This window comes from Pseudooceanicola sp. DL12, assembly GCF_056270665.1.
The window spans coordinates 54,806-76,052 of the sequence record NZ_CM149884.1; the positions used below are offsets into that span (position 1 = coordinate 54,806).

Here is a 21,247-nt window from a genome sequence, read left to right on the forward strand (position 1 = left end):
AGGGGGCTGCACTCCCCGGCAAAACGCTCTAGATGTGCCGTCGCGCAAGAAAAGGACCCCAAGATGCTAATCGTCGTCTCCCCGGCAAAGAAACTCGACTGGACGGACCGCCCGCAGGCGCTGACCGAACCGCCCTTTCCGGCGGAGACCGAACAGCTGATCGACGTGATGCGCGGCAAGTCCGCCGGCGACATCGCCAAGCTCATGTCGCTTTCGGATAACCTCGCCCGGCTGAACTATGACCGGTTCCGCGATTTTCAGGCCGATCCCGCGGCCGAGGCCCTGCGCCCGGCGGTCTTTGCCTTTGCCGGCGACACCTACCAGGGGCTCGACGCCGCCAGCCTCGACGATGACGAGCTTGGCTGGGCCCAGGAGCACCTGCGCATCCTCTCCGGGCTCTACGGCGTGCTGCGCCCGATGGACGGGATCCAGCCCTATCGTCTCGAGATGGGCACCCGGCTGAAGACCGATCGTGGCACCAACCTCTACCAGTTCTGGGGCAAGGCCCCGGCCGAAGTGCTTCAGGCCCAGGCCCGCGAGATCGGCACGGATTTCCTGGTGAACTGCGCCAGCCAGGAATATTTCGGCGCCGTCGATACCGATGCGCTGGGGCTGACGGTGATCACCCCCACCTTCCTCGACGTGAAGAACGGCAAGGAAAAGGTGATCTCCTTCAACGCCAAGCGCGCCCGCGGCGCCATGGCCCGTTTCATCGTCACCCATCGGCTGACCGATCCGGCCGGCCTCGTCGATTTCGACACCGGCGGCTATGCCTATCAGCCGGATCGTTCCACGCCCGAGGCGCCCGTCTTCCTGCGGCCCGAAGGCGCCTGATCAGCGTTTCGGCGCGCGTCCCCTTTTGGGGGGTGGGGCCTCTTCGGCGGTCTCACTGCCGCCCTCTTCCGCCGTCCAACCGGCATCGCCTTCCGCAGGCATGGCCTCCTCGGCCTGTTTCGCGGCCTTCCGCTTGGCTGCCGCCTTGCGCCGCGCCGCCCGCTTGCGCCGCGCCTCCTTGCGAGCGGCCTCCTCGGCCTCCGTATCGACAGCCTTATCGACAGCCGTATCGACAGCCTTATCGACAGCCGTATCGACAGCCCCATGGTGATCCGTGTCTGGCTCAGTGTCGGCACCCGTATCGACGGTCGCATCGGGCAGGGGCTCTGCCGCCTGATCGGCTTCGGCTGCGTCCTCCGCACCCGTCTCTCCCGCCTCGGGGCGGTCCTCTTCCGTTTCGCTGTCCAGCGCGCTGACAGCCTCCTCGGTCTCTACGGTCAGCTCCAGGTCCGCAGGGGCAACGGACTCGCCCGCGACAGGTGTGTCTTCCGGTGCGATCCCCTCGCCCGGCACGTCTGCGCTCTCCGCTGCGGGGGGCGTGTCCTCCGGCGTCTCCTCTTCCGCCGCGATGTCCCCTGCAGGTAGCTCCGCCGGGGCGTCTTCCTCCGCGTGGGCTGGCGCGGGCTCGTCAGGTTCCGCCTCTTCCGCCGCGATGGCCTCGGCATGGGATTCCGGCGCCTCCGGCAGCTCTCCGAGTTCCATTTCTTCCGCCCCGGTGGCGGCCGCTTCCGTCCCGTCCTCGGCGGATATCTCCGGCAGCGGCGCCGCGCTCACGTCATCCTCTGCCTCTTTCGCCGCCTGGAACGGCGGGTGCAGATCGGCCGGGGTCAGCTGGGCCAGCATGTCCAGCACATCGGCCTTGCGCAGGGGCTTCGACAGGTAGTGATCCAGCCCGGCGGACAGGATCGTCTCCTCATCGCCCTCCAGCGCATGGGCGGTCATCGCCACGATCGGCACATGCCGGCTGCTGCCCGCCTCGGTGGCGCGAATGCGGCGGGTCGCCTCCTTGCCGTCCATCCCGGGCATGGAAATATCCATGAAGATCACGTCAGGGGCGAATTCCGCATGGGCGGCCACCGCCTCTTCACCGTTCTCGGCAAAGCGCAGGTCGATCTCGGCCCCGGCCAGCATCTTGCCGAAGACCAGGCGGTTGGTGCGGTTGTCCTCGGCGGCCAGCACCCGGCAGAGCCGCGGCGGCGCGCCTTCCGCGGGCGGCGGCGGTGCCTCGTGCGGGGCGCGCGCCTGGTCCAGGGTTCGCAGAACGCTGAACAGGTCGTCGCGCAGGGTCGGGCGCTGCAGGATCGCGTGCAGGAAACGCTTGGCCGGGTCCATTTCGGCGAAATGCACTGCCGGGCTGAACAGGATGATCGGCACCTGGCTGCCCCGGGCGCGGATCTCCTCGGCCAGTTCAAGCCCGTCCATTTCCGCCATGTTGTGATCGGTCAGCACCAGCTCGATCGTGTCGTCCAGCATCTCCAGCGCCTCGGCACCGCTGCTGCAGGTCACCGGATGCGCGCCCAGCAGGTCGAGCTGCTTCTCCAGGATCGAGACATGCAGCGCGTCGTCGTCCACCACCAGCACCCGGCCCAGGTGCGGCAGCACCTCGGGCCCGGCGCTCTGCGCGGCCCCCTCGGGCACGGGCAGTGTCACCCGGAAGCCAAAGCTGGATCCCGCGCCCAGCTCGCTGTCGACCCAGATCTGTCCGTCCATCAGCCCGATCAGCCGTTGCGAGATCGCCAGGCCCAGGCCCGTGCCTTCGAACTGGCGGCTGCTCTCGCTGTCCACCTGGTTGAACTCGCCGAAGACCATTGCGACCTTGTCGGGGGCGATGCCGATGCCGGTGTCCTCGACGGTCACCGTCACGTTCATCCGGTCGCTGTCGGGGCAGGGCAGGCCCACCACCCGGATCAGCACATGCCCGTGGCTGGTGAATTTCACCGCGTTGCCCACCAGATTGGTCAGCACCTGCCGGATCCGCCCCGGATCGCCGACAAACCCGGTGGGCGTGAAGACATCGTAATCCACCAGCAGCGACAGGCCCTTTTCCCTGGCCGTCGGCTGCAACAGCAGCATGACCTCGTGGATACAGCGTTCCAGGTCGAAGGGGCGGGGGTGCAGCTGCAGCTTCTCCGCTTCGATCTTCGAATAATCCAGCACGTCGTTGATGATCACCAGCAGCGCCTCGCCGGAGCTGCGGATCGTGTCGACATAGAGGCGCTGTTCCTCGCTCAGCTCGGTATCGCCCAGCAGGTCCGCCATGCCCACGACGCCGTTCATCGGTGTGCGGATCTCGTGGCTCATGCTGGCGAGAAAGGCCGATTTCGCCCGGTTCGCAGCCTCGGCCCGATGTCGCGCCTCGCTCAGCCGGCGCTGATAGCGCACGGAGCCGGTGATGTTCAGCGCCAGCGTCACGATATCGCCGTCGTGACCGCGCTGGTCGAGCATGCGGATGTACTGGCCGTTCCACAGCTGGATCACCCGCGGCTCGGGCGAGGGGGCCTGCCAGCGGTCCAGCATGTCCTCGCGCCATTGCGCCGGGGTCTTGTCGCCGATGTCGACGATCCCCTCCTCGGTGGCCAGCTGCAGCATCCGCACATAGCTCAGGCCGGGCGCCATTTCCTCCAGGTCATCGAAAACCGTCAGCCAGGCGCGGTTGGCCCCGATCAGGCGCCCCTCCGCATCCCAGAAGGCGAAACCGTCCTGGATGATCTCCAGCGACTGCCACAGCCGCCGCTCGGCAAGCTCGATGCGCTGGTTGGCCACCTGCAGGTCGGTCTTGACCTTCTCGTGGGCGCTCAGGACCGTCTGCACCTCGGCGCGTTTCTCGTGGATCTGTTCGGACAGCAGTTTTGCGTGCCGGCCAAGCTTGCGGTTGGCGGCCTGCAATTCTGCCTGTTTCTGTTCAAGCAGCCGTTCGGCGGCGAGGCGTGCGCGCCTCTCTTCCGCCAGCTTGCTTGCCAAACTCATACGGGGATTCTCCGGTTCCGGCGGGATTTCTGGGTTCGGGGACATTCGGAGGTTTGCGTGAAAAATCGGTAAATCGCAGCGCTTTGGGCAATCGGTTCTTGCCGGGATTGCAACCGCCATGCGACCATTCGGCCACGTGAATTTCGGGGCGGGAGAGCCATCATGATGCGGTCCATTCTGGCGGCGGCTTCGGCCGCCCTGGTTCTTTTCACCGGCAACCTGCCTGCGGCGGCACAGGCCGCGGATCCGCTTCCGGCGAAACGCCTGGTCGTGGCGCCAGACACCGATTTTGCCGGCGCCGACCTGCAACAGCTCTTCGACACCACCCGCGAGGGATGCCAGCGTGCCTGCCTTGGCAATGACGCCTGCGTCGCGCTCACCTTCAACACCCGCAACAATTCCTGTTTCCCGAAATCCTCCGTGACCGGAGAGAGCGCCTATGCCGGTGCCCTTTCGGCCTCGGTGCTGCCTTATCCGCCCGCGGTGCAGGCACGCGCGACGACGGCGGCCGGTCAGCTCGGCTTCCTCGGCTCCGACACGCTCACCGCCGCCCGCGATCAGGCCTCCGGCCTGCCCTGGCAGTTCATGGGCGATGACCGCTCCGGTGCCGAATGGTCCGCGATGGCCCGCCAGGCCGGCGATGACGGCGACCGCGAGAGCGCCCGCCGCTATGCCGGTACCGCCGCCGCCATCACCGATGATCCGCGCGACTGGCTCGCGCTTGCCACCTACGGCTTCGATCTCTATCGCGGCGACAACGACCGCGGCGCCCTGCGCGACGAGGCGCTCTCGGCCTCGGTCAATGCCTTCCTGCGCAGCCAGGATCCGGCACTCTCCTCGCAGAGCCTGCTGCTCATGGCGCAGGTGCTCGAGAGCCAGTATCGCGGCCGCGACATGATCCCGGCGCTGACCCTTGCCGCCACCTATGACGACACGCCGCAGGTCGACCGCCTGCTCGATTACGCGCGCCGCGAATACGGCTTCCGCATCACCGGCAACAGTGTCGACAACAATCTCGCCCTGCCGCGGTTCTGCGCCATCTTCTCGGAGGACCTGCTGAAGACCGGCGTCGACTACGAGACCTACCTGCGCCTGCCGCAGCCCGACATGACCGCCGAGCCCGAGGGCAACCAGCTCTGCATCACCGGCGGCACCCATGGCACGGCCTACAACGTCACCTTCCGTGCCGGCCTGCCGGCAAAATCGGGCGAGGTGCTGGCCGATGATGTCGATCAGCGCTTCTTCATCGGCGACCGCGACCCCTCCGCGCGCTTCCCGGGCCGGGGCTATGTGCTGCCCCGGATCGAGGATGCCGCCCTGCCCATCGAGACGGTCAACCTCGACGAGGTGGAGCTGACCCTCTCGCGTCTGACCGACCGCAACCTCCTCCGCGCCTTCCAGCAGGATTTCGTCGGCGCGCAGATCGAGGAATACGAGATCGACAGTTTCGACGATCAGATCGCGGCCCCCGTCTGGACCGGCCATGCCGATGTCCGCAAGGCCCGCAACGAGACCGTCACCTCGCGGCTTCCGCTCTCCGAGGCCCTGGCCGGGCAGGCGCCGGGCATCTTCATCCTGCGCGCTGCCATCCCCGGCGCCGATCCCTACGAGAACGCCCCCGCCACCCAGTGGTTCGTGCTCACCGACCTCGGCCTTTCGGTCATGCAGGGCAGCGACGGGCTCACCACCGTTGTGCGCGGCCTCTCCGATGCCGGCGCCCGCGCCGGTGTCTCGCTGCGGCTGATCTCCACCGCCAACGAGGTTCTGGGCACCGCCACCACCGATGACCGGGGCGTGGCGCATTTCCCTGCGGGCCTCACCCGGGGCACCGGTGGCATGGCGCCCGCCGCGCTGGTGGCCGAGCTTGGCGACGACATCACCTTCCTGTCGCTCACCGGCCCCGCCTTCGACCTTTCCGATCGCGGTGTCGAGGGGGCGGAACCCGCCGGCCCGATCGACGTCTTCCTGGCCACCGACCGCGGCGCCTACCGCGCCGGAGAGGTGATCCACCTCACCGCCCTGGCCCGCGACGCCACCGCCCATGCCATCGACGGGCTGCCCGTCACCGCCATCCTCACCCGTCCCGACGGCGTGGAATACGCCCGTGAAACCTCTGCGCAGGGGCAGGCCGGCGGCCATGTCTTTGCCTTCCCGGTGGGCGAAACCGTGCCGCGCGGCACCTGGACGCTCTCGGTGAAATCCGATCTCGACGCCCCCGCGCTGGCCACCACCCAGGTCCTGGTCGAGGATTTCCTGCCCGAACGCATCGATTTCACGGTCACGCTGCCCGATGGCGCCCTGACCCTTGCCGATACGATCCCGGCCAGCCTGCAGGCCGATTACCTCTTTGGTGCCCCGGCGGCCAACCTGCCCGTCAATGGCAGCTATGCCCTCGATCCCCGCACCACGCTGCCGGATTTCCCCGGTTACCGTTTCGGCCTGCATGACGCGGTCGATGGCACCTGGCGCGAATATTTCAGCCTGGGCGAAACCGATGCCACCGGCTTTGCCGAAACCGATCTCTCCTTTGCCGACTATCAGCCCTATACCGCCGTGCCGGTCGACCTGACCGTCACGATGCAGGTGCGCGAGGGCTCGGGCCGCGCGGTGGAACGTCAGGCCACGCGCCTGCTCACCCCCTCGGCGCCGGTCATCGGCATCCGCCCCCAGGCCGAGACCTTCCCGCAGGGATCGGAGGCCGCCTTCGATCTCATCGCCCTCTCGCCTTCCCTGCAACCCATTGACATGGATGTGCATTATCGCATCAGCCGGGTGCAGACCGAGTACCAGTGGTACAATCAGTACGGCAATTGGAACTGGGAGCCCTACACCACCCGCAGCCTGATCGCCGAGGGTGACGCCACGCTGGGCGACGGCACCGTCACCGTCTCCGCCCCGGTCGACTGGGGCCAGTACGAGATCGTCGTGACCTCTGCCGATGATCCCCGCGTCGCGGCCAGCGCCATGGTCGATGCCGGCTGGTACGCCCCGGCAGATGCCGTCAACACGCCAGACATGCTCGATGTCTCGCTCGATGCGCCCGAGTATGTCACCGGCGACACCGCCACCCTGCGCTTCGTGCCGCGCTATGCCGGCACCGCCCTGATCACCGTCATGACCGATCACCTGATCGACATGCAGATCGTCGAGGCCACCGAGGGCAGCAACGAGGTGCCGCTCACCGTCACGCCAGACTGGGGCGCGGGCGCCTATGTCACCGCCACGGTGCTGCGGCCGATGGACGTGGCCGCCGGGCACAACCCGGCCCGCGCCATGGGGCTCGATTACGCCCCCGTCGCCCCGGGCGACAAGGCGCTCGCCGTCTCCATCGACGCCCCCGAGGAGAGCATGCCGCGCGGCCCGCTTGCCGCCACGGTCCATGTCGCCGGCGTCCTGCCGGGGGATACCGCCCATGTCACGCTCGCCGCGGTCGACGTCGGCATCCTCAACCTCACCGGCTTCAAGACCCCCGATCCCCAGGCGCATTACTTCGGTCAGCGCCGCCTCGGGATGGAGCTGCGCGATGTCTACGGCCGGCTGATCGACGGGCTTCAGGGCGAAATGGGCCGCGTGCGCTCCGGCGGCGATGCCGCCTCTCTCGCGCGTCAGTCGCCGCCCCCAACGGAACAGCTCGTGGCCTTCTTCACCGGCCCGGTCACCGTGGATGCCGATGGCAATGCCTCCGTCCCCTTCGACATTCCCGCCTTCAACGGCACGATCCGCCTGATGGCGCTCGCCTGGAGCGACACCGGTGTCGGTTCGGCCCAGCAAGACGTGCTGGTGCGCGATCCGGTGGTGGCCCAGGCCTCGCTGCCGCGTTTTCTCGCCCCCGGTGACAGCTCGCGCATGCTGCTCGAGCTGACCCATGCCACCGGCCCGGCGGGCGCGGTGCAGGTCTCGGTCTCCGCCAATGGCGTCACCCTCGACACCTCCTCCCTGCCGGCCAGCGTCACGCTCGCCGATCACGGCAGCGCCGCTTTCTCCCTGCCCATCGTGGCGGGCGAGGTGGGCGATTACCCCGTGCAGATCCGCCTCGTCACGCCGGATGGCACCGAATTGCAGCAGGATCTCGTCCTGCCGGTGCGCCGCACCGCGCCGCAGATCGGCATCACCCGGCGCGTCACCCTCGATCCCGGCGCCACCTTCACCCTCAACGCCGATGCGCTCGACGGGCTCTACCCCGATACCGCCTCGGCGGTGCTCTCGGTGGGCCCCATGGCGCGGCTCGACGTGCCTGGCCTGCTGGCCCAGCTCGCCGCTTACCCCTATGGCTGCACCGAGCAGATCACCTCGCAGACCCTGCCGCTGCTCTATCTCTCCTCGGTCTCCGAGCAGATGGGCATCGCCTCGGCCGCCGAGATCGACGCCCGCATCGGCGACGGCATCACCGCCGTTCTCGCCCGCCAAACCTCCACCGGCAGCTTCGATCTCTGGCCCGGCTCCGCGGGCGGTGCCTGGCTCGATGCCTATGTCACCGACTTCCTGTCGCAGGCCCGTGCCGCCGGCGCCACGGTGCCCGACATCGCCTTCCGCAATGCCCTCGGAAACCTGCGCAATCAGGTGAACTACGCGCCAGATTTCACCGCCACCACCAATGGCGGCGGCACCGCGCTGGCCTATCAGCTCTATGTCCTTGCGCGCGAGGGCGAGGCTGCCACCAGCGACTTGCGCTACTACGCCGATGCCAAGGCTGATGATTTCGCCACGCCCCTTGCCGTGGCCCAGCTCGGCGCGGCCCTGGCGCTCTATGGCGATCAGCCCCGCGCCGATGCGCTCTTTGCCCGCGCCGGGCAGATGATCGCGGTGCAGTCTCTCACCGACAAGCCCGTCTGGCGCGCCGATTTCGGCACCGCGCTCCGCGACACCGCCGCGGTGCTCGACCTTGCCGTCGCCGCCGGCTCCAATGCCATCGACAGAGAGGCGCTGCTCACCCGCATCTCCACCGCCACCGGGCCGTTTTCCACGCAGGAGAGCGCCTGGTCGCTCATGGCGGCCCGCTCGCTCGTCACCGACAGCCTGCCGGGCCTCGCCATTGACGGCCAGCACGCCAGCCCGATGGTCCGCCTGCCCGCCGGCGCCGCCGCCACCGATCCGGTCGGGATCACCAACGAGGGCGACATTGCCCTGCCCGTCACCCTCACCACCCTCGGCCAGCCGGTGGGCGAGGTCACCGCCGACGGTTACGGCTATGCCATCCGGCGCGAGTATTTCACCCCGGACGGCGATCCCGCCTCGCCCGATGGTCTTGCCTCCGGCGACCGTCTGGTGACCGTGCTCACCATCACGCCGACCGACGACACCGGCGCCCGGCTGATGGTCAACGATCCGCTGCCCGCGGGCTTCGAAATCGACAACCCGCGCCTGCTCTCCTCCGGGGATGTCTCGGCGCTGGCCTGGCTCGAGACGGCAGAGCCCGAGATGGCCGAGTTCCTCTCCGAGCGCTTCCTTGCAGCCCTCGACTGGCGCTCGGACGCGCCCTTCCGCCTCGCCTACATGATCCGCGCCGTGACCCCCGGCACCTACGCGCACCCGGCCGCCACGGTCGAGGACATGTACCGCCCCGCCTATCGCGCCCGCACCGGGCAGGGGCAGGTCACGGTGGTCGAGTGAAGCGCCTTGGCGCCCTGATGATCCTCGGCGTCGCGCTCCTCTGGGGCGCGGCGCTGCTCCGCGACGCGGGCGACCATTGGATCGCGGCCACCGACCTGCCGCCCCTCACCCCTGCCACCTCGGTCGAGGTGCGCGATGCCCATGGCACCCTGCTGCGCGCCTATACCGTGGCCGATGGCCGCTGGCGTCTCGCCCCCGATGCCGTCGATCCGCTCTATGTCTCCATGCTTCTGGCCTGGGAGGACCGCCGGTTCCGCGAACATGGCGGTGTCGATCCCCGCGCCGTGCTGCGTGCCGCCTGGCAGGGGGCGACCCATGGCACCGTCGTCTCCGGCGCCTCCACGCTCACCATGCAGGTGGCCCGCCTGCTGGAAGAGGGGCAGACCGGCTCCTGGTCCGGCAAGCTGCGCCAGACCCGCCTAGCCCTGGCGCTGGAACGGCAGCTGTCGAAGGACCAGATCCTTCAGCTCTACCTCACCCTCGCGCCCATGGGCGGCAATATCGAGGGGGCCCGCGCCGCCTCTCTCGCCTACTTCGGGCGCGAACCCGCGCGGCTCACCCCGGCGCAGGCCGCGCTGCTGGTGGCACTGCCGCAATCGCCCGAAGCCCGCCGCCCGGATCGCCACCCGCAGGCGGCGCTGGCCGCGCGCAACCGCGTCCTCACCCGGATGGAGGCGCTCGGCCTGCTCACGCCCGAGGCCGCCGCTGTCGCCCGGGCCGAGGCGCTGCCCACCACCCGCCGGCCCTTCCCGTCGCTCGCCCCGCATCTGGCCGACCGCGCCCTCGCCCAGGCCCCCGGCCTGCTCCGCCACGATCTCACCATCGATGCCGCCCTGCAGGCCCGGATGGAGGCGCTGGCCACCTCCGCCCTGCAGGGCCAGCGCGCCGAGCTCTCCATCGCCATCCTCGTGGCCGACCACCGCGATGGCCGCATCCTCGCCTCCGTCGGCTCGCGGGGCTACGCGCCTCAGGGGCAGGGCTTCGTCGACATGACCCAGGCTCTGCGCTCGCCCGGCTCCACGCTCAAGCCGCTGATCTATGCCCTGGCCTTCGACCGCGGCCTGGCCCACCCCGAAACCGTGATCGACGACGTGCCCACGGATTTCGGCGGTTATGCCCCGCATAATTTCGACGGCTACTTCCGCGGGCCCGTCCGCCTGCGCGAGGCGCTGCAGATGTCGCTGAACCTGCCCGCCGTCGCCCTGACCGAGGCGATCGGCCCCGCCCGCCTCATGGCCGGGCTGAAACGCGGCGGCGTCACCCCCGCCCTGCCGGCAGAGGCCACGCCCGGCCTCGCCATCGCGCTGGGTGGCCTCGGCACCTCGCTGCAGGATCTGACACAGCTCTACGCCGGCCTCGCCAATGGCGGCACGGCGCGCCCGCTCTGGTGGCGGCAGGGCGATGCCCCTGCGTCCGGCGCCCGCATCACCCACCGCGCCGCCGCCTGGCAGGTCACCGACATCCTCGCAGGCCTCGCCCCGCCTCCCGGCGCGCCCCAGGCCGGCATCGCCTACAAGACCGGCACCTCCTACGGGCACCGCGATGCCTGGGCCATCGGCTATGACGGTGCCCATGTGATCGGCGTCTGGGTGGGCCGGCCCGACGGCACGCCGGTGCCCGGTGCCTTCGGCGGAGAGGAGGCCGCGCCGGTGCTTTTCCGCGCCTTCTCCCGGCTGGGCCAGCGGCTTGCCCCGCTGCCGCCGGCGCCGCCCGAAACCCTGATTGCCGCGCCCGCCGACCTGCCGCAGCCGCTGCGCCACTTCTACCGTCGCACCCTCGGCCCGGTGCCCGATGCCGATGCGCCGGAGATGGCCTTTCCCCCCAATGGCGCCGTGCTCGAGGCCGCCACCTCCGGCCTGCCGGTGCGCGTGCGCCACGGCACCGCGCCCTTCACCTGGTTGCTCAACGGCACGCCTGTCCTCACCGCCAGCCGCCGTGCCGATGCGCTGCTGCCCGCGCCGGGGCCGGGCTTTGCCGATGTCACGGTGATCGACGCGGCCGGCCGCTCGGCGAGAGTCGCCTTTCAGCTCGACTGAACCGCGCAATCGAATGGCCCCTGTTCAGCGCGCCCCGCGCGCGACCGGCGGCATCTTCAGGATCAGCGCCAGCAGCAACAGCCCGATCATCGCGCCGTTCAGGATGTGCCACATGAAATGCGTGCCGACCTGATGCGTGGCCGCGCAGGTGGCAAGGTCCGCCGTGCGGAAGCAGAGCGAGAGCACGAAGGCCCCCGCGGCCCCCGCCACGTATCCCCGGGCCGGGTGGCGCTTCCACAGCATCAACCCGGCAAAGACCAGCAGCGCCAGCAGCGCCGGGGCATATTGCACCGAGCCGTTGAGGGCCGTCCTGGCCTCTGTTCCCTCGGTGGTCACGTCACCGGAGGTGAGCCAGAAGATCCCGCCCACCACGACGATCACGATGGCATCGATCCGCGCCGTGCGGCCAATGACGCCGCCGGTGGCGCGGTGGATCGCCGTCAGCACGTAGAGCGCGACAAAGCTCCAGATCGGGATCACGTCGGCCCGTTCCGTCTGCGGCACCGGCCAGGCGTGGAAGATCCCGCTGCCCACCCCGATGGCGGCCGCCAGCATCACCAACAGCCATTCCGCGAATGTGCCTGCCGGTCCGGTCTCGCCACGCTTCAGCAGCGCCCCGGCGCCGGTGAGCGCCGCCAGCACGAAGGCCGCATTGCTCAGCAGGTTCAGCGGCTCTCCCCAGAGGCCGAAGGCACTGCGCTCGCAATAGAGATCGATCCAGCCGTCCATGTGTTCCCTCCGGTCATACCGCGCCACCCTGCTGCGCCTTTGCTCGGGAACAGGGCAACAAAAAGCCCCGGCAGATCGCTCTGCCGGGGCTCTCTTTCACTGTCCAGAGTGAAGCTGGTGGCGTGGTGATCAGGCCTCTTTGTCGACCTTGGGGTGTTTCACCGGCTTCCAGAGGCGCTTGTTCGTCAGGTAGAGCAGCACCGAGATCAGGACGAGGAAGCCCACGGCGACGAAACCGGCGTGCTTGCGGGCCATCATCTTGGGCTCGGCCGTCCACATCAGGAAGGCCGCCACATCCTCGGCCTCGTGGTGCAGGTCGTTGCGGTGACCATCGTCGAATTCGACGTCCTCGCCCATCAGCGGCGGCGGCATGGCGATCCAGCCGGTCGAGAAGGCGGTGTTCTCGTAGTAGGTCACGCCCGCCTGTTCCTTGGTCTCGCCGGTGTAGCTCGTCAGCAGGTTGGCGATGTATTCCGGCCCGCCGATCCCTTTGAGGAACTGGTTGATCCCGGTGCCCGCGGGCCCGTGGAACCCGGCACGGGCCTTGGCCATCAGGCTCAGGTCCGGGGCGTTTTCCAGCGAGGAATGCGGGAAGTGGTCGTTCGGGATCGCGGTGCGGTAATCGTCGGTCTCGGGGTCATAGACCTCGAACTGCGAGGTATAGGCGCGCACCTGCGGCTCGGGCAGCTCGGGGCCGCCCGGGTCGCCCAGGGTGCGGAAGGGCACGTATTGCAGCCCGTGGCAGGCCGCGCAGACCTCGGTATAGACCTTCAGGCCACGTTGCAGCTGCAGCTGGTCGTAGGATCCGAAGGGGCCTTCGAAGGAGAAGGCCACGTCGTGGATCTTGTGTCCGCCTTCCTCTGCGGCGCTGGCAGCACCGGCCGCCAGGGCCGTTGCTGCAAGGGCAGAGAGGGTAAGTTTCCTGATCATGCTCTGTCCTTTCCTCACTCGGCCGGGTTTGCCTTGGGGCCGTAATGCGCATCGAAGTCGTCCTCGATGGTCGCGGGCGGCGTCGTGGGTTTCTCGAAGACACCCAGCAGCGGCAGGATGACGAAGAAGTAGGCGAACCAGTAGGTGGCCCCGATCAGCGAGATCGTCGAGTAGGGCGGTTCCGCGGGCATGGCGCCGGCCCACATCAGCACGACAAAGTCGATGGCCAGCAGGGCGAACCACCACTTGAACATCGGGCGGTAGCGGCCCGAGCGCACGCGGCTGGTGTCGAGCCAGGGCACCAGGGCCATGGCGATGATGGCGCCGAACATGGCCAGCACGCCAAAGAACTTGGCGTCGATGATGCCGCCGGTGATCCAGTCCGCGAACATCACGATCCAGACGTCTGCGGTGAAGGCGCGCAGGATCGCGTAGAACGGCAGGAAGTACCATTCCGGCACGATGTGCGCGGGCGTCGCCATCGGGTTGGCCTCGATGTAGTTGTCCGGGTGGCCGAGGAAGTTCGGCATGAAGCCGACGATGGCGAAGAAGACTGCCAGAACGACCGCCAGGGCGAAGAGGTCCTTGATCACGAAGTAGGGCCAGAAGGGCAGGGTGTCCTTCTTGGCTTCCTCCTTGCTGCCACGGCGCACTTCAACACCCGTGGGGTTGTTGTTGCCGGTGGTGTGGAAGGCCCAGATGTGCACGATCACCAGGCCCGCGATGACGAAGGGCAGCAGGTAGTGCAGCGAGAAGAAGCGGTTCAGCGTCGGGTTGCCCACGGCGGGCCCGCCCAGCAGCCATTGCTGCAGCGCCTCGCCCACGAAGGGGATGGCGCCGAAGAGGCCGGTGATCACGGTCGCGCCCCAGAAGGACATCTGACCCCAGGGCAGGACATAGCCCATGAAGCCGGTGGCCATCATCAGCAGGTAGATGATCATGCCGACGATCCAGGTGATCTCGCGCGGGGCCTTGTAGGAGCCGTAGTAGAGGCCGCGGAAGATGTGCAGGTAGACGGCAAAGAAGAACAGCGACGCCCCGTTGGCGTGCAGGTAGCGCAGGAAGTGGCCCCCGTTCACGTCGCGCATGATATGCTCGACGCTGGCGAATGCCAGGTCCACATGCGGGGTGTAATGCATCACCAGCACGATGCCGGTCATTATCTGCAGCGCCAGGCAGAAGGCCAGGACGATCCCCCAGATCCACATCCAGTTCAGGTTCTTGGGCGTGGGGATCATGATCGTGTTGTACAGCAGGCTGAGCACGGGCAGGCGGGTCTCGACCCACTTCTCTGCACCGGTCTTCGGTTCGTAATGGTCGTGCGGAATTCCGGCCATGTTGTCCTCCCTCAGCCCAGAACGATTTCCGCGTCACCCTCGAAGGCGGCGACGGGGATATGCAGGTTTTCGGGGGCCGGGCCTTTGCGGATGCGGCCGGCAGTGTCGTAGTGCGACCCGTGGCAGGGGCAGAACCACCCGCCGAAATCGCCCGATTCGCCCAGAGGCACACAGCCCAGGTGGGTGCAGACACCCATCATCACCAGCCATTCCTCGGCACCTTCGCCGCTGGCCCCCTCGGGGATCAGCGACCGGTTGACGTCATCGGCGGGGGCATCGGGTGCCAGGTTCGCGTTGCGCGCGACCGGATCCGGCAGCGTCGAGGTGTCGACGGCATTCGCGGCCTCGACCTCGTCGGCGGTGCGGCGGCGGATGAACACCGGCTTGCCCAGCCACTGCACGGTCAGCTGCGTGCCCACGTCGACGCCGGAGACATCGACCCGGATCGACGACTGTGCCTGCACGTCCGCCGAAGGGTTCATCTGGTTGATCAGCGGCCAGACGGCCGCCCCGGTTGCAACGACACCTGCGCCGGCGGCGGCGTAATAGAGGAAGTCCCTCCGGGTGCCTTCGTGATCTTCTGCGTGGGACACGAATTAAGCTCCATTCCTAGCCCTGCCTTGGCGGGCGCGTGCGGGGTTTGGGGCCGCGGATTTCACGCAGCCGTTACCGACCTGTTGTTTATCTTCCCGTTGTGCGCAGGTCCAGCATACAATCGCACGACAGGTGTTCTTAAGGTTGTTTTGGCCAAGGTGTCGCACTTGAGAGACCCCTCATCAGGGTGTATGCCCGAATCACACCTAACGTTACTAGGCCGGAGCCATTAACATGTCGCGGATACTTCGCTTTTCCCTCGCCACGACGACACTCGCCGGCGTGATCGCCGTCGCGGCCGCGGCGCCCTCCCAGGCACAGGAGTTCGAGCTCGGCTTCTACGGCGGCTGGCAGACGGCACCGCACAGCCGCATCCGCGGCGATGCCCCCGCGCTCGGCAGTTTCGATGCCCTGATCGGATGGGAAGGCAAGAGCTTTGCGATGCCGCCCTACTACGGTCTGCGCGCCACCTGGTGGCAGAACTCCGACTGGGGCTACAGCCTCGAGTTCAGCCACAACAAGGTCTATGCCGACGAGAGCGACATGGCCGCTGCAGGTTTCAGCCACCTGGAATTCACCGATGGTCTCAATATCGTGACCGTGAATGCCACCCGCCGCTGGCAGGACGCCTGGAACGGCTTCACGCCCTACCTCGGCGCCGGTGTCGGTGTCGCCATTCCCCACGTCGAGGTCACGCCGACCGGCGGTGCCGAAACCTGGGGCTATCAGCTCTCCGGCCCGGCCGCGCGCCTGACCGCCGGGGCCTCCTATGCTCTGTCCGAGCACTGGTCGGTCTTCGGCGAGTATCAGTTCACCTGGTCCGACAACGATGTCGACCTGGAAGGCGACGGCTCGCTCTCGACCACGATCTACACCAACGCGATCAACGTCGGTGTCGGCTTCCGCTTCTGAACCGCGGACGCTCCGACAATACCGGATCTTGCCAGGGGCTCGCCGTCAGGCGGGCCCTTTTGCTGTCCGGCGCAGGGGAATTTCCGGCTGGTTTCAGGGGAGGCCCCGGTGAGGGCCCGGTGAGGATCCCGGTAAGGATCCCGGTGCCGGGCCGGCCATCGGATCCGCCGGAATGAGGGGAATCCGTCAAAAGAGACTTCCTGGATACATCTTTTGATTGAGTCGCAACTTTATTTTGGCGACGGCCCGTCTCCCGCTCCGGTTGAGTGTATCGGCACCGGTCATGCCTGCCCCGGGGCCGTCCGCTTACCGGGGCAGGCCAGTGGGCCGTCCAGTGCGGCCGTCCTGTGGGAGGCGTCAGGCGGGGGCCGTGGCCGCCATCGCCGGCCGGGCCAGGAACCCTTCGGCCCAGGCCGCCAGCTTCGGATGATCCGCCCGCCAGCCGCGCGCATCATGCCGCAGGTCGAGATAGCCGAGCGCACAGCCGAGCGCGACCTGCGCCGCGGTCAGCGGGCCCTCCAGCTCCTCCATCCACTCCGCCTCGATCACGTCGAGCGTCCGCGCGGCCTTGCCCCATTGCGCCTCGACCCAGTCGGCAAAGACGATCTCGGCCGGGCGCAGCCGGTGCTCGTAGGTCATCAGCACGCAGGCCTCCATGATGCCGTCGGCCAGGGCTTCCAGCGTCAGCACCTTCCAGATCCGCGTCGCCGGATAGAGGTCGGTACCGCCCAGCTCGTTCAGGTAACGGCAGATCACCCGGCTGTCGCAGATCAGCGTGCCATCGGGCTGCAGCAGGGCCGGCAGCTTGCCCAGCGGATTCGCGGCCACCAGCACCGGATCCGAGTTCAGCGCGGTCGAGCTGACGTCCTGCAGGGCGACCTCGCCGGTCAGCCCGCATTCCTGCACCATGACCCGCACCTTGCGGGCAAAGGGCGAGGCCGGTGACACGAGCGCTTTGTGCTGCGGGGCTTGGTCGGACATCGGGGTACTCCTGTCTGTGTCGGCGCCACGCTAGGCGCGGCCCCCGCCCCTGTCCAGCGCCCCTGTCCAGCGCCCCTGTCCAGCGCGTGCCATGCCCGCCGCGCCCCGGTCAAACCGGTCATTCCACCGGCAGATCCCGCATCAGCGCGGCCAGCCTGGCCAGATCGGCGCCGCTTGCGCCCGCTTCCGCTCCCGCCTCCAATCCGGCGGCCTCCAATCCGGTCGCTGCGCCCAGCCGGGCGGCCTCGGTCTTGTTCTGTGTCAGCTTCCAGGTCCCATCGACCGTGCCGATCTCCATCCGCAGCGGCAGGATGCTTCGCATCAGCCGCGCCATGTGATCGGGATCCACCTTGTCGCTGGTCCAGACGGGCTTCGGTGCCAGCCGCGCCTCGAAAACCTGCGACAGCCGGTCGAGCAGGGGGCGCATCTCCGCCTCGGGCCGCAGTTCCAGCGCGCCGGTCACATGGACGCTGACGTAATTCCAGGTGGGCACCTGGTCGTCCAGCCCGTACCAGTCGGGCGAGACATAGCCATGCGGTCCGGTGATGACGGCGCGCGCGGGCCGCGGCCCTTCCCTCAGGGCGCGGACCACCGGGTTCGAGCGCATGAGGTGCAGCTCGATATGCTCCCCGGCAATGACAAAGGGCGCCTGGGCCGCCAGCGGCGGGCCGTCGCCATCCGACAGCATGAAGGTGGCAAAGCCGGTCTCGGCGGCAAAGGCCAGGTTCCGGTCCCGGCTGGCGGTGCGATAGATCGGGTTCGGGTGCATCTGGCGGGCCTCCTGCTGGCACCGCGTCAGATTGGGCGGGGCCGGCGGGATTGGCAACCCGGGGCAGGGGGGCGCTGCCCCCTCTGTCGCTGCGCGCCATTCGCCCCCGGAGTATTTCCGGAAAGATGAAATGAAGGCGCCGCGCTCCCCGTCATCTGGCCGTAAATATCCCCGCCGGAGGCCTCCGGCAGCGGCCAGGGGCGCGGCGTTTTCGCACCGACGTGTTACCGACGCGATACCGACGTAATACCGACGTTGGAATCGGGCGATTCCAGTCCCTTGCAGACATGCGGATTTTCGCATGCCTGGGCCTCGAATCGGGTGGTCAAACTGGGCGGATGTCAGGCGGTCAGGTGGGTGCCGTCGACGCCGAGGATCCTGGCCTCGACGATCTGCCCTTCGGCCTTCGGATCGGCAAAGTGCACCTCGGTGAACTGCTCCGTCCGGCCCATCAGGGGGCTTTCCATCAGGATCTTGTGGGTGCGGCCGGGCTGAACGGCCAGGTGTTGTGCAACCTGCCGGTCGCCCGCGGCGCGCAGCCGGGCGGCGCGGTCCTTGATGATCTTGCCATGCACCTGGTTTGGGATCTTTGCCGCCGGGGTGCCTTCGCGCTTGGAATAGGGGAAGACATGCAGCCAGGTCAGGTCGCATTCCTCCACCAGCTTCAGCGAATTGGCGAACATCTCCTCGGTTTCCGTCGGGAAACCGGCAATGATATCAGCGCCATAGGTCATGTCTGGCCGCAGCTTGCGGGCCTCTTCGCAGAACCGGATCGCGTCATCGCGCAGGTGGCGGCGCTTCATCCGCTTCAGGATCATGTCGTCGCCGGCCTGCAGGCTCAGGTGCAGGTGTGGCATCAGGCGCGGTTCGGTGGCGATGGCCTCCATCAGCGCCTCGTCCGCCTCGATCGAGTCGATCGAGGAGATCCGCAGCCGCGGCACATCCGTCAGCCGCAGGATCCGCATCACCAGGTCGCCCAGCCGCGGCTCTGCCGGCAGGTCGGCGCCCCAGGAGGTCAGGTCGACCCCGGTCAGCACAACCTCCTGATATCCTTGCTGAACCAGGCGCTTGATCTGGTCCACCACCACGCCTGCGGGAACCGAGCGGGAATTGCCGCGGCCATAGGGGATGATGCAGAAGGTGCAGCGGTGGTCACAGCCGTTCTGCACCTGGACATAGGCGCGCGAGCGGGTGCCGAAGCCGTCGATCAGGTGGCCGGCGGTCTCGGTGACGGACATGATGTCGTCGACCTGCACGCGCTCGGTCTGGCCGATGAAATCGGGCGACATGTTGGCCCAGGTGGCGGGCTGCATCTTCTCGGAATTGCCGATCACCCGGTCGACCTCGGCCATGGCAGCAAAGGTCTCGGGTTCGGTCTGCGCCGCGCAGCCGGTGACGATCAGCATCGCGTCGGGGTTCTCGCGCCGCAGCTTGCGGATGTCCTGCCGGGCCTTGCGCACCGCCTCGGCCGTCACCGCGCAGGTGTTCACGATCACCGCGTTGCCCAGCCCCGCCTCTTCGGCCATGGCCTTCATGGCCTCGGTCTCATAGGCGTTCAGCCGGCAGCCGAGCGTGGTGAATTTGGGCGGCTGGACAGACACTTACGCCTCCGCCGTCTCGGAGATCAGCGCGGCCGAGAGCATGCCGTCAAAGACATGGGCGGTAGGCCCGGTCATCCAGACGCCGTCCTCGCGCCAGTCCAGCGTCAGCCAGCCGCCGTCGAGCTCCATGCGCACACGGCGCCCGGTCAGCCCGCGCAGGGCCGCGGCCACGGCGGTGGCACAGGCGCCAGAGCCGCAGGCCAGTGTCACGCCGGTGCCGCGCTCCCAGACACGCATGCGGATCTCGTCGCGGCTGCGGATCTCTGCGAATTCCACGTTGGTCTGTTCCGGGAACAGCGGGTCGTGCTCCACGCCGGGGCCGATGCCGGTGACATCCACCGCCTCTGCATCCGGCACGAAGAAGACGCAATGCGGATTGCCCATGCCCACCGCGACCGGATCGCCCTTCAGCGGCAGGTGTTCCACGTCGACCTCGTGCGAGAGCGGCACATCCCGCCAGTCGAGCTGGGGCGGTCCCATGTTCACGCTCACCATCTCGCCGTCGCGGCGCGCGCGCAGCAGCCCGCGGGCGGTGCGAATCGTGATGTCCTCGGCGCCGTCCTTCATCACGTGGGCGGCGACGCAGCGGGTGGCATTGCCACAGGCGCCCGCGCGGGTGCCGTCGCTGTTCCAGAAATCCAGGCAGATATCGGACTCTTCGCCATCGCGGATTTCCGCAAGCTGATCAAATCCCACGCCAAAATGCCGGTCGCCCACCGCGCGCGCCAAGGCGGGCGTGGTGACCGCCCCGCGCCCGCGCGAGTCGATGACGACGAAGTCGTTGCCCAGCCCATGCATCTTCATGAAGGGCAGGCCCTGGGGGATATCCGTGATCTGCATTGCGGCGATATAGACCTTTGCCCCCTTGTTGAAAAGGCGGGCCGGAAAGCCGTGATCTCCTCTGAAATATTTCTGTGACGTTTTTTAGGATTCTTGCTTGACCATCTACTCTACCCCCCTTAGAGAGCGCCTCCAGAGTGGGCCGTTAGCTCAGTTGGTAGAGCAACTGACTTTTAATCAGTGGGTCGAAGGTTCGAATCCTTCACGGCTCACCACTCTTCTCCAAAATCACTGATCTCCGACATCCACCGGTCTTTCGGACTTAACGGCTGTTTTGGCATCTGCGGCGGGTTTGCCTTGGCGGTGCCGGCCTGTATGACATGTCTATACATAGGCCGGGCCATCCGGTCGCGAACGGAAAGCCCCGCATGTCGTCCAGCCCTGCCCCCAAGACCCACCATGCCCGGATTTCCGATGAAATCCGGCAGAACATCCTCGATGGCAGCTGGGGCCCGGGCCATCAATTGCCCAAGGAAACCGAAATGGCGGCGGATTACGGCGTCTCGCGGATGACGATGAACAAGGTGCTGACGCAGCTGACGAACGAGGGCTTCCTAGTGCGGCGCCGGCGCAGCGGCACCTTCGTGGCACAGCCGCGGGCGCAATCTGCGGTCATGGAAATCACCGATATTTCCCAAGAGGTTGCAGCCCTGGGCCTGACGCATGACTGGGTGTTGAAACAGGCCGCGATCCGGGCGCTGAGCGAGGGGGAACGTGCCCTGCTCGACCTGGGAGAGGGGCCGGAACAGGTGCTCTTGCTGCAGGGGCTGCACCGGGCCCAGGGCAAGCCCTTCTGCCTCGAGACCCGGGCAATCGACCTCTCCGTCGTGCCTGCGGCCCGTCAGGTGGATTTCGCCAGCCGTCTGCCCGGTGCCTGGCTGCTCGAGACCATGCCATGGAGCGCGGCAAGCCACCGCGTGCGCGCCGTCAATGCCACGGCGGCCGAGGCGCGGGAGCTTGCCCTGCCCGCCGGCGCCGCCTGTCTCGAGATCCTGCGCAAGACGCGGATCGAACAGGCCTGGGTGACCCATGTGCGCCTGCTCTATCCCGGCGAGGCGCATCAGATCGTGGCGGAATTCGCCCCCAGCGCTCCGCCCCAGCCCTGAG

Annotated in this window: 14 protein-coding genes and 1 tRNA gene; 6 read left to right on the forward strand and 9 right to left on the reverse strand. The window is 68.0% G+C overall.

From position 1 onward, the window contains the following. Positions 1 to 63 precede the first annotated feature (63 nt). Positions 64 to 834, forward strand: coding sequence for a peroxide stress protein YaaA (yaaA, locus tag AC0WR5_RS00290; RefSeq protein WP_475865924.1), 771 nt, complete (start codon positions 64 to 66; stop codon positions 832 to 834). Here yaaA and AC0WR5_RS00295 read toward each other — a convergent pair whose 3' ends face one another. Continuing rightward, complete coding sequence (locus AC0WR5_RS00295; RefSeq protein WP_475865925.1) at positions 835 to 3,801, reverse strand: response regulator; 2,967 nt, start codon at positions 3,799 to 3,801, stop codon at positions 835 to 837. A gap of 162 nt (positions 3,802 to 3,963) precedes the next feature. Here AC0WR5_RS00295 and AC0WR5_RS00300 point away from each other — a divergent pair, with 162 nt between their 5' ends. Together AC0WR5_RS00300 and pbpC are read left to right on the forward strand one after the other, a co-directional pair. Beyond that, positions 3,964 to 9,411 carry an alpha-2-macroglobulin family protein gene (locus AC0WR5_RS00300; RefSeq protein ID WP_475865927.1) on the forward strand — a complete coding sequence of 1,816 codons (5,448 nt, stop codon included), beginning with the start codon at positions 3,964 to 3,966 and terminating at the stop codon, positions 9,409 to 9,411. 17 nt (positions 9,412 to 9,428) lie between these two features. Beyond that, positions 9,429 to 11,447: a penicillin-binding protein 1C gene (gene pbpC, locus AC0WR5_RS00305; protein ID WP_475869091.1), complete on the forward strand. Its 2,019-nt coding sequence runs from the start codon at positions 9,429 to 9,431 to the stop codon at positions 11,445 to 11,447. 24 nt (positions 11,448 to 11,471) lie between these two features. Here the strand turns inward: pbpC and AC0WR5_RS00310 are convergent, their stop codons facing one another. The 4 genes from AC0WR5_RS00310 to petA all read right to left on the reverse strand — a co-directional run bounded on the left by AC0WR5_RS00310 (position 11,472) and on the right by petA (position 15,036). Beyond that, the gene (locus AC0WR5_RS00310; RefSeq protein ID WP_475865929.1) at positions 11,472 to 12,176 is read right to left on the reverse strand and encodes a hypothetical protein; all 705 of its coding nucleotides are present in this window, start codon (positions 12,174 to 12,176) and stop codon (positions 11,472 to 11,474) included. A gap of 129 nt (positions 12,177 to 12,305) precedes the next feature. Next, on the reverse strand, positions 12,306 to 13,106 hold the full coding sequence (locus AC0WR5_RS00315; RefSeq protein ID WP_475865931.1) for a cytochrome c1: 801 nt from the start codon (positions 13,104 to 13,106) through the stop codon (positions 12,306 to 12,308). Between the two features lie 14 nt (positions 13,107 to 13,120). After that, on the reverse strand, positions 13,121 to 14,443 hold the full coding sequence (petB, locus tag AC0WR5_RS00320; protein WP_475865932.1) for a cytochrome b: 1,323 nt from the start codon (positions 14,441 to 14,443) through the stop codon (positions 13,121 to 13,123). An 11-nt stretch (positions 14,444 to 14,454) separates the two neighbouring features. After that, positions 14,455 to 15,036, reverse strand: a complete 582-nt coding sequence (petA, locus tag AC0WR5_RS00325; protein WP_475865934.1) for a ubiquinol-cytochrome c reductase iron-sulfur subunit — start codon at positions 15,034 to 15,036, stop codon at positions 14,455 to 14,457. A gap of 235 nt (positions 15,037 to 15,271) precedes the next feature. Between petA and AC0WR5_RS00330 the strand changes: the two genes are divergently transcribed. Continuing rightward, on the forward strand, positions 15,272 to 15,949 hold the full coding sequence (locus AC0WR5_RS00330; RefSeq protein WP_475865936.1) for an outer membrane protein: 678 nt from the start codon (positions 15,272 to 15,274) through the stop codon (positions 15,947 to 15,949). A gap of 357 nt (positions 15,950 to 16,306) precedes the next feature. Here AC0WR5_RS00330 and AC0WR5_RS00335 read toward each other — a convergent pair whose 3' ends face one another. The 4 genes from AC0WR5_RS00335 to dapF form a co-directional block, all read right to left on the reverse strand. Beyond that, on the reverse strand, positions 16,307 to 16,930 hold the full coding sequence (locus AC0WR5_RS00335) for a glutathione S-transferase family protein (protein WP_475865938.1): 624 nt from the start codon (positions 16,928 to 16,930) through the stop codon (positions 16,307 to 16,309). 118 nt (positions 16,931 to 17,048) lie between these two features. Beyond that, a complete protein-coding gene (locus AC0WR5_RS00340) occupies positions 17,049 to 17,699 on the reverse strand; it encodes an FMN-binding negative transcriptional regulator (RefSeq protein WP_475865940.1) in 651 nt (216 codons plus the stop codon). Positions 17,700 to 18,040: 341 nt separating this feature from the next. Next, positions 18,041 to 19,300: a tRNA (N(6)-L-threonylcarbamoyladenosine(37)-C(2))-methylthiotransferase MtaB gene (gene mtaB / locus AC0WR5_RS00345; RefSeq protein ID WP_475865942.1), complete on the reverse strand. Its 1,260-nt coding sequence runs from the start codon at positions 19,298 to 19,300 to the stop codon at positions 18,041 to 18,043. After that, the gene (dapF, locus tag AC0WR5_RS00350) at positions 19,301 to 20,140 is read right to left on the reverse strand and encodes a diaminopimelate epimerase (RefSeq protein ID WP_475865944.1); all 840 of its coding nucleotides are present in this window, start codon (positions 20,138 to 20,140) and stop codon (positions 19,301 to 19,303) included. A 139-nt stretch (positions 20,141 to 20,279) separates the two neighbouring features. Between dapF and AC0WR5_RS00355 the strand changes: the two genes are divergently transcribed. Further along, a tRNA-Lys gene (locus AC0WR5_RS00355) sits at positions 20,280 to 20,355 on the forward strand. A 153-nt stretch (positions 20,356 to 20,508) separates the two neighbouring features. Then, positions 20,509 to 21,246, forward strand: coding sequence for a UTRA domain-containing protein (locus AC0WR5_RS00360; protein ID WP_475865946.1), 738 nt, complete (start codon positions 20,509 to 20,511; stop codon positions 21,244 to 21,246). Position 21,247 lies beyond the last annotated feature (1 nt).

What these genes read in the sequence shown, in the direction of transcription:
- AC0WR5_RS00330 (WP_475865936.1), top strand. Translation starts at nt 15,272, where the DNA reads ATGTCGCGGATACTTCGCTTTTCCCTCGCCACGACGACACTCGCCGGC.
- AC0WR5_RS00310 (WP_475865929.1), bottom strand. Translation starts at nt 12,176, where the DNA reads ATGGACGGCTGGATCGATCTCTATTGCGAGCGCAGTGCCTTCGGCCTC.
- AC0WR5_RS00360 (WP_475865946.1), top strand. Translation starts at nt 20,509, where the DNA reads ATGTCGTCCAGCCCTGCCCCCAAGACCCACCATGCCCGGATTTCCGAT.
- petB (WP_475865932.1), bottom strand. Translation starts at nt 14,443, where the DNA reads ATGGCCGGAATTCCGCACGACCATTACGAACCGAAGACCGGTGCAGAG.
- dapF (WP_475865944.1), bottom strand. Translation starts at nt 20,140, where the DNA reads ATGCAGATCACGGATATCCCCCAGGGCCTGCCCTTCATGAAGATGCAT.
- AC0WR5_RS00315 (WP_475865931.1), bottom strand. Translation starts at nt 13,106, where the DNA reads ATGATCAGGAAACTTACCCTCTCTGCCCTTGCAGCAACGGCCCTGGCG.
- AC0WR5_RS00340 (WP_475865940.1), bottom strand. Translation starts at nt 17,699, where the DNA reads ATGCACCCGAACCCGATCTATCGCACCGCCAGCCGGGACCGGAACCTG.
- AC0WR5_RS00300 (WP_475865927.1), top strand. Translation starts at nt 3,964, where the DNA reads ATGATGCGGTCCATTCTGGCGGCGGCTTCGGCCGCCCTGGTTCTTTTC.
- pbpC (WP_475869091.1), top strand. Translation starts at nt 9,429, where the DNA reads ATGATCCTCGGCGTCGCGCTCCTCTGGGGCGCGGCGCTGCTCCGCGAC.
- AC0WR5_RS00295 (WP_475865925.1), bottom strand. Translation starts at nt 3,801, where the DNA reads ATGAGTTTGGCAAGCAAGCTGGCGGAAGAGAGGCGCGCACGCCTCGCC.
- AC0WR5_RS00335 (WP_475865938.1), bottom strand. Translation starts at nt 16,930, where the DNA reads ATGTCCGACCAAGCCCCGCAGCACAAAGCGCTCGTGTCACCGGCCTCG.
- yaaA (WP_475865924.1), top strand. Translation starts at nt 64, where the DNA reads ATGCTAATCGTCGTCTCCCCGGCAAAGAAACTCGACTGGACGGACCGC.